Annotated in this window: 9 protein-coding genes; all 9 read right to left on the bottom strand. The window is 37.8% G+C overall.

The genetic code is table 11. From position 1 onward, the window contains the following. Nucleotides 1-20 precede the first annotated feature (20 nt). The gene (locus ACXZ1K_RS17565) at nt 21-851 is read right to left on the bottom strand and encodes an energy transducer TonB (RefSeq protein WP_458970988.1); all 831 of its coding nucleotides are present in this window, start codon (nt 849-851) and stop codon (nt 21-23) included. Beyond that, on the bottom strand, nt 851-1,252 hold the full coding sequence (locus ACXZ1K_RS17560; protein WP_458970987.1) for an ExbD/TolR family protein: 402 nt from the start codon (nt 1,250-1,252) through the stop codon (nt 851-853). The genes ACXZ1K_RS17565 and ACXZ1K_RS17560 overlap by 1 nt, the downstream gene beginning before the upstream one ends. Beyond that, nucleotides 1,252-1,962, bottom strand: coding sequence for a MotA/TolQ/ExbB proton channel family protein (locus ACXZ1K_RS17555; protein WP_458970986.1), 711 nt, complete (start codon nt 1,960-1,962; stop codon nt 1,252-1,254). The genes ACXZ1K_RS17560 and ACXZ1K_RS17555 overlap by 1 nt, the downstream gene beginning before the upstream one ends. A 1-nt stretch (nt 1,963) precedes the next feature. Further along, nucleotides 1,964-3,427, bottom strand: a complete 1,464-nt coding sequence (locus ACXZ1K_RS17550) for a hypothetical protein (RefSeq protein WP_458970985.1) — start codon at nt 3,425-3,427, stop codon at nt 1,964-1,966. 53 nt (nt 3,428-3,480) lie between these two features. Further along, nucleotides 3,481-5,172, bottom strand: coding sequence for a TonB-dependent receptor (locus tag ACXZ1K_RS17545; RefSeq protein WP_458970984.1), 1,692 nt, complete (start codon nt 5,170-5,172; stop codon nt 3,481-3,483). A gap of 1 nt (nt 5,173) precedes the next feature. After that, nucleotides 5,174-8,191, bottom strand: coding sequence for a tetratricopeptide repeat protein (locus tag ACXZ1K_RS17540; protein ID WP_458970983.1), 3,018 nt, complete (start codon nt 8,189-8,191; stop codon nt 5,174-5,176). A 121-nt stretch (nt 8,192-8,312) separates the two neighbouring features. Then, complete coding sequence (locus ACXZ1K_RS17535; protein ID WP_458970982.1) at nt 8,313-9,245, bottom strand: aspartate carbamoyltransferase catalytic subunit; 933 nt, start codon at nt 9,243-9,245, stop codon at nt 8,313-8,315. 2 nt (nt 9,246-9,247) lie between these two features. Further along, nucleotides 9,248-9,796, bottom strand: a complete 549-nt coding sequence (pyrR, locus tag ACXZ1K_RS17530) for a bifunctional pyr operon transcriptional regulator/uracil phosphoribosyltransferase PyrR (RefSeq protein WP_458970981.1) — start codon at nt 9,794-9,796, stop codon at nt 9,248-9,250. A gap of 90 nt (nt 9,797-9,886) precedes the next feature. Further along, complete coding sequence (rpsA, locus tag ACXZ1K_RS17525) at nt 9,887-11,818, bottom strand: 30S ribosomal protein S1 (protein WP_458970980.1); 1,932 nt, start codon at nt 11,816-11,818, stop codon at nt 9,887-9,889. Nucleotides 11,819-11,885 lie beyond the last annotated feature (67 nt).

Raw genomic sequence — 11,885 nt, 5'->3', positions numbered from 1 at the left:
CAGCCTGTAAAAACGGTAGGTTATTTTACCTTGAAATAGAATATGACTACTTTCAGTTGAACATCCGGCCCACCTTCTGATTGGGTAACACGCGCCTTCATGACAGCATCTTTGCATTTTTGCCATAGTTCCCTGTCGTTCAAGGTAGTGCCTTTAACACCGGGAGTAGCATCCAAAACCTGGCCACTTCTATTAACTTTGATGCGAACAGCAACCTTACCAGTTTTTTGTCCATCATCTTGTGGTAATACGAGGTCAGTAAACTTTCTGAGGTCGATAGGGGTTTCTCCAAAACCTGATCCACCTTCACCATAATTGGATGCATTAGGATCTCCATCTGGATCACCTTGATTTCCTGGCGTGCTACCAGTTCCGTCGCCTCGGCCCTGACCGGTATTCTTTTTGCCCTTGTAAAGCGCATTTTGATTAATTACCGGTTTGGAAGGTTTGTCTTCCGTAACAGGAGTAGGAGTGGTATTGTTTGCTTTGGTTGGCTTCGTATTTACCGCAATTGCGTCATCTGTATTTTGAGTTTGAATTGCTTTATCACTATTTTCACTGGAAGTAGTGGGGGTCACTTTGTCTTCCGGCGTAACTTTATCCGGTGCTTTCCCATTGGCATTAGGATCTGAAGAGGGTTCTTCAATACTGGTGTAGTCATCCCCCATACCTTCTTTTGAGGTTCCATAATTTACAACCATACCACCCATACCTGCTTCTTCCACTGGTTGGAATGATCCAATGACGATAAAAAAGCTAATTAATAAAAGAAAGGCCATTATCCCGCTGGCAATAGCAATTGCTTTGGGATAATTGTTTTCTTCAGGTACATTTTGAGCTCTATAGTTCATTATTTTTTAGGTTCTACGGCTACAACAAGTTTCAATTTTAATTTGTTAGCAATATCATTTACAACGAAACCCTCTTGATAGGTCACATTCCTTGAAACATATAAAAGAATGGTCAGATCTGGGGCTACTTTTTGATAAGCTGCTAATGCTGGCTCAAGTTCTTCTATGGTTACTGGTTTTTTATCTATCGTGTACTTCAGATTTTCATCTATTGTTACTGTAACGGCTTTTTTAGCAGTGGATTGTTGGCCACTGGAAGATTGTGGAAGCAGCAATTTAACTACGGTTGGATTCACTACAGCGGAAGCCAAAAGGAAGAACAGCATCAGGAAGAACATGATGTCATTCAGCGCAGAGGTATGCACCTCTACTGTTGCTTTATTTCTTTTGCGTAAATTCATTATTTTCCTGGCTCCTCTAATAAATCAATAAATTCAATCGCGTCAGTTTCCATTCTTAAAATGATGCGTTCAACCATCATATTTAGGATATGGTACAATACGTATGAAATGATACCGATTATTAAACCTGTTGCCGATGTAATCATTTTAGTATAAAGTCCACCAGAAATAGTTCCGATTTCAATTGCACCTTTTATGGACACATCATGGAATATAGTAATCACTCCAATAATAGTACCCACGAAACCTAACATGGGAGCTATACCGGCAACGATACCCAATATGCCAATATTCTTTTCTAATTTGGATACTTCAAGCTTCCCATTGTTCTCTATTGCTGCCTCGATATCTTTGATTGGACGACCAATTCTTTTCAGACCTTTCTCCAACATTCTGGCCAGTGGGGAGTTATTGTTCTTGCACAATGCGATGGCGTTATCTAGTCTGCCATCATGTATGTACTGTTTGATCTGAAGCATCAGATTAGACTCATTTTTCGATGCTTTTCTAATGGTGATGTAGCGCTCAACGAAAATGACCAAGCCCATAAAAGCAAGAAGTGCCAGCGGGATCATTACCCAACCCCCTTTAAATAGCAGGTCTATAAAATGAAGTTCCGGTGGTGCCGTTGCGATTGGCTGAGTAAGGTTATTTGCTGAATCAAGAAGTTTGGTAGCCGTATCCGTAGCACCTTGTAATAATAAAATCATGTTATAATGGTTTGTATGTGTGTTTATTTTCCTGTACGTAGAGCTCGTCGTCTCTTAATTTTTTGACTAATACTTTTCGAGCCTCCCTTGCACTTTTTTCATCATTGAAGGTTGCAATGCTCATATGTATTCTGCGTCCGGGTAATCCGGGTATGGGCTTTGCAACAATACCTTTTGCCTTCATCTCAGCGATATATTGTTTTACTTCTTTTTTTGTTAACGAAGCGCCAATTATTTCCCATGTTGTAGCAGAGTCGACAGGAACCGTAGTTTTCAAAGTGTCTATAGCTGGTGTAGAAACTTTTATGGTATCCACTTTAGATATGGTATCTACTACAATTGGTTTTGAGACCGGTGGAGAAGTTTTGACCGTTGCAGTCTTAACTACTTTTGCCGGACCAGATTGAAAAATTGAAGGTTTTAATAGATACAGTGCTACAACGGCAACAACCAATATCAAAAATCCAATCAGAATTTTCAGCCAAGTTGCAATACCTTGACCATCCGATCCTGAAACAGGGTCATTTTTAACGGTTTTTGGTGATGAATTTGCACGGTCGAAATGCCAAATATTAGCTGCGTCAGCTTTAATAACTTTTTGCTTCTCTTCTAAAGAATCTATAGCTTGATTTGTTTCAACTGTTTTAGTTGGAACTAATGGGATTTCATCACTCTCTGTTTCTGTATTTGCACTTTCGGGAATTTCAGTTTCCTCTAATGTTTCAGCTGTTTCAATAATAGCTGGTTGTCCAGAAAAGTGATTTTCTGAGTCGACTTGTGTTTCATCGCTAATTGGACGGTATTCAACTGGGGGTTGTTCTGAAATTTCTTCATAAACTTCCTGATCATCACTTTCCAGTGTGGTTAAATCTTCGGTCGTCGTTTCGTGTGATGAAGTTTTTTGGCCTGTTGTATCTTCAATGGACGTTTCGGGTGTGAATGTTTCGCTTTCAAAAATTTTCTGAGGTTCCTCTTCGATTAATTGATCTTCTAATTCTGATGTATCTTGTGTTTGTGATGGGTAGTCAATCTCATCATTAACCTCAGTGTTCGCCTCAGCAACACTTTCAGAAATTGGTGGCAGGCCATAAAAACCGAAATCTGCTGATTCATTTTCTGTTTTTTCGATTATCCATTCACCGTTATTTTTGGTGATTGTACCCAGTTCAGCCAGGATTGCTTTCTCATGTTGATCAATTTGACCATTGATATCTTGCGCGAAGCCATTTATGAAATAATCTGCCGATTCTGCCGAAATATTTCTTTTCTTACAGATATAATCTCTTAATAATGTGTCTTCTGAAACATCTGTGGTAAAGCTTAATAGGTAATTGGGTGGGATAAATGAATGAGATTCGCTATCATACCTACCCGCTATTTTCTTTTTAAAAAATGTGCCCAAGCCCGCAACTCCAACTTCTTTTTGGGTTTTTAATAATACTTTAAGGTATGATGAGATATCCATTTTTGTAAAAATAAATTATAATTCCATACCAACCAACTAATAATTCAAACCTGTTAGAAGGAATAACTGATTCCGCCAAATATGTTCAGACCAATAACTTCATAATATAAATATCTACTGTAAGTTGAATTTAACAGGTTGTTGGCTCTTGCAAATGCAGAGAATTTGTTATTTATCTTATAATTAGCACCTACACCTAGGTCTACAAATCCCTTCACGGTGGTTACTGTTTCTTGTGCCGGGATAGGAACAAGATAAGGATTTGCCGGAGCGGTAGTATATAACTTCGCTTTGCTGTCATCTTGTATAGCTACAGAAGCATTGAGTGTTAGTTCTTTGGTAATGTTGTACATTAAATCAGAACTAACGCGCAGGAGCGGCTTAAACCAGCTTTGTGTCTCTGCAGCTGGAGCGTAATCATCAAAGTTTACTTTTCCTGTCCATTTCAAAGCATCACTAACCTGAACTGACAGCTCGCCTTCTAATCCGTTGAGTTTCATAGTTCCATAATCGTAAATAACATCGAATTTATTTGGCTTATAGAAGTTGTTAACGAAGAGCGGCATATCTTCGATAGACTTATGGTAAAATCTTGCTTTATACCCAAAGCCTGGCCCACCCGTTCCTTTGATCCCACCGCTTATGCTAAGCTTTTCAAAAGAATTTCTGATGGTGATGTTGCTATTTAGAAATGGATTTTCATCTGTAAATTGTTTCAAGGAGTTACGGTTCACATCACCTTTAACCTCTCCGAATATTTGGAGGTAGTCTGGTATAAGGGTGAAATCTGCCGTAACTGCTGGGAATATCCTGGTTGATGAAAATGCTCCAAATTCCTGAACGAAATTTATACCTGCATTTATTCTAACACCTTTGGCCTGCAGGCGAATGTATGGATTCAATTTTAAGAGGTTGTTTCCAACGCTTGCAATTGAATCTTTAGTGCTACCAAATTCTGTTGATGCGGCTAAACCAAGGTTGAAACTACTGATGCGTTTGTTCAAATAACCATTTAGCACAATTGAATTTTCATTGGCGTTGAATTTATCACTCCATAGGTAGCCATTTACTTTAGCTGCGTAGCTTAATGCATCAGGATCGTCCGTAAATTTATTTACAATCTCACCTTCGGCCTCAAAGTAATTTAGGACTTGCTTTTCAGGGTTAAGGTTTTGAGCTGCGTTAGCGGGATCTATTCCATAGAAATACATTCCGTTTCTCTGAAAAGTTATTTTTCCATTTAGGGTATACGCATCACCGATACTTCTTCCAAAAGCACTCAGCTTTTGCTGATCAGATTGTTGTTTATTTATTTTGCCAGATTGGCTGAAATGTTGAAAAAATGCACCAGCCTGCAGCGCCGGATCATCTCCAATATTTACATAAGCTTCTCCAAATATGGTCTTTGCACTTCCAAACCCACCTTTAACATAATTATTGATTAGCTCGGCTTTTTTCTCATCTGCAACTTGTTGAGCCTGTAGCTTATTGATGTCTGAGTTTAAATCTAATTTACGATCGGTTAAACTGTAATTAAATTTGGCCTTATATGTCTTTACGTCGTTCAGATCTGGGCTTCTCCTGAGCTTCACTGCTTCTGCCAGTACAGGTTTATAAGGCCTTACTACCTCGATTTCTTCTGTTACGACCTTTTCCTCAACTTTTTTTGTGTCCTGCGCCCTGGCCGTAAAAGTTAGCGTGGTTAGGCTTATAATGGTTATATATGTTAGATTGGTTAATCTCATCTTATTTAATTTTTTGTAATTTCTCTTTAGCGATAGGAATAATATCATCTTTACCATCATAGTTGTCTATGATACTTAATAATGTGCTTTTTGCTTGAAGGTTGTCTTTTAAAGCCACATAATTATCTGAAAGTAGTATAAATGATTTGGCCACCCAATAATCGTAAGATGGCATATTATTGATCAGGTCAAAACATGTTTTTGTTGAGGTTTTAAAATCGCCTTTGGCATATTGAAGGGCAGCCAGGTTATATTTTGCCTCTGCAGCTGCTATCGTTTTCGTTTTCGCAACTACATTGTTGAACGACTTAATAGCCATCGCAGTATCTGCTTTCAACAGATAGGCTTTCCCGGCATATAGATCTGCGCTATTTTTTTCTTCCTGCGAACCTTTTTCAGATTCTTTAATAAGCTGCACATACTTGACCATGTCATCCGGCATATTAAGCGCGTCATACGCTTTTAATAGATTGTTGATGGCATAGCTGTAGTGTGATTTATAGTCTGCAGTGGTCTCCAGCCTTTTAAGGTATACGATTGCTTCGTTGTATTTTTTCTGATCCAGGAACAACTTTGAGATGCTAACCAACGATCTTTCAGTGTAGTCACTTGTCCAGTCATTTAAGATAAATTCATAATCTGGTACTGCTTCCAGTGGGCGGTCAAGTTTTACCAGCGACTCGGCCCTAACAAATTTCGCTTCCTTATCATGTATAGCTTTTGGAAATTTATCGAAATAAGCATTAACTGCTTCGAAAGCCCCTTTGAAATCGCCTTTCAAATACCTGTTATTTGCGGCCTGAAAAACGATATTATCTTGCTCAGCCATAGAATAATTTCCGAGTGGAGTTGAGTTAGCATAGGCAATAAATCCTTCTGAATCTCCTCTGTCAACATAAATGTTTTTGATAGACTCTAGTGCTTGCTTTGCTTCCTCAGAACTTGCATATTCTCTAATTACTTTTTTAAAGGATTCCAGTGCCTCGTCGTCTTTATCTTGATTGTATTGAACTAAGCCGATGGTTACCAGCGCTCTAGGAACATAGCTGCTGTTTGGGTACTTACTTACCAGGCTGATTAAGTCAGACTTCGACTTTTCAAAGTCTCCCTTGTTAAAATAGGTATACGCAGTTTCAAAGCCAGCATCGTCAGCATAGTTAGAGTTTGAAAATTGTTTAAGCAGGTCTTGCATGGTCGCAATTTTTGCATCGTTCTGATTGTCCAAACCTTGAATCATACCTCGCTGAAACAATGCATAATCTTCGCCTGTAGCTTTGCTGGCAATAATCTTATTGTAATTTACAAGGGCATTTCCGTAGCTCTTGCTCACAAAATAGGAGTCTGCAAGTCTAATGATCGCATCATTTACAGTTTTTTGATCTTTGTCGTTCCCGTTTAGGAATTTCTCGAAATAGTTAGCTGCCTTGCTGTATTTCTCATCTTCAAAGGCAGAATAGGCTAGCGCATAATTCGCGAAATTATATACCCCTGTTTTCTGAGCACCCGGCATGTCCAGAAACGTTTCAAAATGAGTTACCGCTTCGCCAAATTTCCTGAGTTCATAAGAAGCTTCTGCTTTCCAATAGGTACTCAAAGCCAGTATTTCCTCATCCTGTGGAAATTTCTCTGATCGCAAAAACATAGATAAGGCATTGGGAAACGCACGTTCGTTATAAAATTCCAAACCTCTGAAGTAGGTTACTTTTTGGTAAGCTTCCTTGGCTTCTGCAGATTTGTTTTGGATTGGTTCCAATATGTCTATGGCAGCCTGGTAATTTTTACTAGTCAGCAAAATTTCGCCCAGTAGGGTTTTTGCTTCATTAACTTTTCTTGAGGTAGGAAATTGCTTTAAAAAATTTTGAGTGGCTTCTAATGCCTGCTGGTTAAAATCCAGTTCGTAACTTAGTCTTGCGTAATTAATCCATGATTCTTCTTGAATAAATTTATCAAAATCTAACCTTGAAGCTCTGAAGAAAGCGCTTCTTGCTTTTTCTTTACTTTTTAGTTCGATAAAGGAACGCCCCAACGTATACATACCGCTTTGAAGATAGATATCGTCGGCACTCAGTTTTTCTAAAACAGATACTGACTGTGAATATTTCTTCAATTGAAATAGCGCGTAACCGTATTGATAGGTAAAAAGATTGTTCTTAATGTTCGATTTGTCTTTTGAATAGAATTCAGCAAAGTACTTTTCTGCGTTTATGTAATCTGATTTCGCGAAGTAAGAGGCCGCAATCAGACTTAACATGTCTGCTTCATATTGTTGTTTGGAAGTTCTCAGAATAGGCACTGCATAACTAATCACGTCATCATAACGCTCATCCAGGTAATACATTGAAGTTATGTAATAAGGATAACTTGCTTCATACGTTGGAGATCCTTTTAATTTTTCGAAATTGCTTAAAGCTGTTTTATACTCTTTGTTTAAGTAGTTGATATAAGCAAAATAATAAGTTGCACTTTCCTGAAAAGGTGATTCATCTTTTTTAACAATTTCAAAAAGCGGTTCTGCTTTTTCAATATTGTTTAATTCAAAATAAGAATACCCTTGTTTAAATTGATATTCGATTCTTTGCTTTGCGGAAAGGGTAGAAGGGTCTGTTTTTTCAAACCACTCTAATGCCTTAGTATAGTTCTTTTGGGCGAAATATGATTTACCTACATGAAAGTAAGCCAGCTTTGTGTTAGCATTTAATGGATATTCTTTTATGAAGTTTTGGAAAAGACTTTCTGCATCAGAGTTTCCAAGTTCCAACGCACACACTGCGGCATAAAATTTTGCATTTTCTTTAAGAATTGATAGTTCTGCATTGCTTTCCTGCTGGGTGCTAGGTTTATCCCTGGCTTGCTCTACTAACCTAAATTGTTGTGCAGCTGCTACATATTTTTCGTTATTTAAAAGTTCGAGTCCGGTCTGATAATTCTTATTAAGCGTTACTAATTTGCTTGTCTGCCCATAGCCCGCTGTTAAGCCGCCAGCTAATAATAGCGGAATAAAAAAGTATTTTTTCTGCATTTGATTTCAAATATGGTTGCTACTAATATAAAAATAGTATTGCGTCTTGTTAACAATAGAAATTAACATCTGTTGATAACAATGGTTTAAACGAAAAGAAATTATAATTGTTATGAAGAATTTAATCTCTTTGTGCTGCCAAAAGATAAAGTACAGCCATTCTTACCGCAACACCATTTTCTACTTGCTCTAAAATAATAGACTGTTTGCTGTCGGCAACGTCAGTGGTGATTTCCACACCCCGGTTAATTGGACCTGGGTGCATCACAATGATTTCTTTGTTTAAACTGTCAAGTATTTGTTTATTTAAACCATACATCATTGCGTATTCCCTCAAAGAAGGAAAATATTTGATGTCCTGACGTTCCAGTTGGATGCGTAGCATATTGGCCACGTCACACCAATTTAAGGCTTTTCTTAGGTCATGTTCTATCTTCACGCCCAAAGATTCGATGTATTTAGGTATCAACGTCGTAGGGCCGCATACCATAACCTCAGCGCCAAGTTTCTTAAGGCAAAGAATATTTGAAATTGCCACTCTTGAATGTAATATATCTCCAACTATGACAACTTTTTTTCCTGAAACACTCCCCAATTTCTGGCGGATTGAGTAGGCATCCAATAGCGCCTGTGTGGGATGCTCATGAGCACCATCTCCAGCGTTTATAATTTGCGCATCTATATGTTTGCTGAGAAATACGCCAGCGCCAGCATAAGGGTGCCTCATGACAACCATGTCGACTTTCATCGCAAGGATATTATTTACTGTATCAATCAAAGTTTCTCCTTTGCTCACGGACGAAGAAGACGCAGCAAAATTAACTACATCCGCTGATAGCCTCTTCTCCGCTAACTCAAATGAAAGTTTAGTGCGGGTGGAGTTCTCAAAAAATATGTTGGCTATAGTAATGTCTCTTAATGAGGGGACGCGCTTTATGGGGCGATTGATTACATCTTTAAAATTATCAGCCGTCTCAAAAATCAATTCTATATCGTTTTGGCTTATATCCTTAATACCTAAAAGATGTCGTGTTGATAATCGATCTGATGCCATATTTATTTATTAGTTTCTGATATTAATGTCACTTTGTCCTCGCCTTCAGTCTCCGCCCAGCTTACCTTTACGTGCTGTGAGTTCAAACTGTCTACTTGCAAACCAATGTAATCAGGATCAATAGGTAATTGTCTTGAGAACCTTCTGTCGATTAATACCAGCAATTCGACTTTCGCGGGTCTGCCGTATGCTAATAGTGCATCCATTGCGGCCCTTATGGTACGACCTGTCCACAAAACATCATCTATAAGAATCACATTTTTACCCTCAATAATAAAATTAATGGTGTTGCTGCTCGCAGATACCAGTCCATCTTTTCGTCTAAAATCGTCGCGAAAGAAGGTGATGTCGAGATTACCTTTTTTGATGGCGGTTGTTTTTGTGATTGTAGATAGTTCGCTGTGAATCCTATTGGCGAAAAAACTACCCCTCGGTTGGATACCAATTAAAACAGTATTAGAAAAATCGTCGTGATTCTCAATTAATTGATGACAAAGTCTCTTAATTGTGATTTGGAATTTTTGCCCGTCTAGCAGTGTTCTTTTTTGCATTGACTAATGATTAGGCAAATATATATAAAAATAAAAAAAGGTGCACATAATTATGTGCACCTTTTCGATATTATTTGATAGGAAAACTAACTATTTTTTAGCCTTGTTTTCTTCGCCTTCCATTTGTTGTTTTAGTTGTGCTAACACACCCAAATCACCTAATGTAGATTTTTCTACCGATTCTTTAACTTTCTTCACTGCATTGTTAGATGCTTTCGCTTCTTTTTTCTTAGTAGCGCGCTCTTCAGCAACAGCTTCAGCTTTAGCCTCTTCCCAGATACGGGCATGAGAAACAACTATACGTTTAGCATCTTTATTGAACTCAATGATTTTGAAGTCATTGGTTTCTTCAGCTTTAATTGTAGAACCGTCCTCTTTAGCCATGTGTTTAGTTGGTACAAAACCTTCTACACCATATGGTAAAGCAATTACAGCACCTTTATCTGTTACTTTTACAACTGTACCTTGATGTATTGAATCTACTGTGAAGATAGTTTCAAAAGTATCCCAAGGATTTTCTTCAAGTTGTTTATGGCCAAGGCTTAATTTACGGCTTTCTACATCTAATTCAAGTACAACAACATCTAATGTATCACCAACTTTAGTAAATTCATTAGGGTGGTTTACTTTCTTAGACCAAGATAGGTCAGAAATGTGGATCAATCCATCAATTCCTTCTTCAATTTCTACAAAAACACCGAAATTAGTCATGTTTTTAACTACAGCAGTATGTTTGCTTCCGATAGGATATCTTTCAGCAACATTTTGCCAAGGATCTTGAGTAAGTTGTTTGATACCAAGGCTCATCTTGCGATCATCTCTATCTAGCGTCAATACTTCAGCTTCGATTTCATCACCAACTTTCAAGAATTCTTGAGGGCTGCGAAGATTTTGAGACCATGACATTTCAGATACGTGAATTAGTCCTTCAACACCTGGGATGATTTCCAAGAATGCACCGTAATCAGCAACTGTAACAATTTTTCCTTTTACTTTAGAACCAACAGCTAAATTAGCATCCAAAGATTCCCAAGGATGTGGAGTTAATTGTTTTAAGCCTAAAGCGATACGTTTTTTCTCGTCATCAAAATCAAGAACAACTACGTTGATCTTTTCATCTAAACTTAATACTTCTTTCGGATGCTCTATGCGGCCCCAAGAAATATCGGTAATGTGAAGTAGTCCATCAACACCGCCCAAATCGATGAATACACCGAAGTCAGTAATGTTTTTAACAGTTCCTTCCAATACCTGACCTTTTTCAAGTTTAGATACGATTTCAACTTTTTGACTTTCTAAGTCGTCTTCAATAAGTATTTTATGTGATACAACTACGTTTTTAAACTCGTGATTGATCTTAACAACTTTGAATTCCATTGTTTTACCCACGTATACATCGTAATCGCGGATAGGTTTGATGTCAATTTGAGAACCTGGCAAGAACGCCTCAACTCCCATAATGTCAACAATAAGACCACCTTTAGTACGGCTCTTAACAAATCCATTGATAATTCTATCATTATCAAGTGCTTCATTAATGGTTTCCCATGATCTTTGAGTTTTAGCTCTTTTACGAGATAAAATCAATTGGCCATTTGCATCTTCTGGAGCTTCCACGAAAACGTCAACTTTATCGCCAACTTTCAAATCAGGTGTATCACGGAATTCTGATGTAGATACTAAACCATCAGATTTAAATCCAACGTTCAATACAACATCTTTGTTGTTTATTGAAACAACAGTACCGCTAATAATTTCACCTTGAGTGATTTGATTGAAAGTATCGGTATACATGTCTTCAAACTTTTTACGGTCTTCATCACTGTAATTTCCGAATGCTTTGTCATCTGCATCCCAATCAAAATCTTGATCTGGTGTTGCTAATGATGATTTGATCTGTTCGATCGATACTGAATCAGCTTCTGATTCAATAGTTTCTTTTTCAGCCAGACGAGCGTCTGCGCCTTGTAGTTCAGCTGTTTTAGCCTCTAGTTCTTTTTCTGCTACTTGTTTCTTAGCCATTAAAATTAAATCTCCTTTTCCCCGTTAGGGACGGCAAAGATAGATATTTAAATTTTTAAAGAAAAGA

The organism is Pedobacter jaeyakensis (assembly GCF_054461315.1).
Note: the sequence above shows the minus strand (reverse complement) of the source record. Positions and strands in the feature narration are given on the sequence as shown.

Bases quoted from the DNA above. Each gene is read 5' to 3' on its own strand.
- ACXZ1K_RS17565 (WP_458970988.1), bottom strand. From the start codon at position 851: ATGAACTATAGAGCTCAAAATGTACCTGAAGAAAACAATTATCCCAAA.
- ACXZ1K_RS17545 (WP_458970984.1), bottom strand. From the start codon at position 5,172: ATGAGATTAACCAATCTAACATATATAACCATTATAAGCCTAACCACG.
- ACXZ1K_RS17550 (WP_458970985.1), bottom strand. From the start codon at position 3,427: ATGGATATCTCATCATACCTTAAAGTATTATTAAAAACCCAAAAAGAA.
- ACXZ1K_RS17535 (WP_458970982.1), bottom strand. From the start codon at position 9,245: ATGGCATCAGATCGATTATCAACACGACATCTTTTAGGTATTAAGGAT.
- ACXZ1K_RS17540 (WP_458970983.1), bottom strand. From the start codon at position 8,191: ATGCAGAAAAAATACTTTTTTATTCCGCTATTATTAGCTGGCGGCTTA.
- ACXZ1K_RS17555 (WP_458970986.1), bottom strand. From the start codon at position 1,962: ATGATTTTATTATTACAAGGTGCTACGGATACGGCTACCAAACTTCTT.
- ACXZ1K_RS17560 (WP_458970987.1), bottom strand. From the start codon at position 1,252: ATGAATTTACGCAAAAGAAATAAAGCAACAGTAGAGGTGCATACCTCT.
- pyrR (WP_458970981.1), bottom strand. From the start codon at position 9,796: ATGCAAAAAAGAACACTGCTAGACGGGCAAAAATTCCAAATCACAATT.
- rpsA (WP_458970980.1), bottom strand. From the start codon at position 11,818: ATGGCTAAGAAACAAGTAGCAGAAAAAGAACTAGAGGCTAAAACAGCT.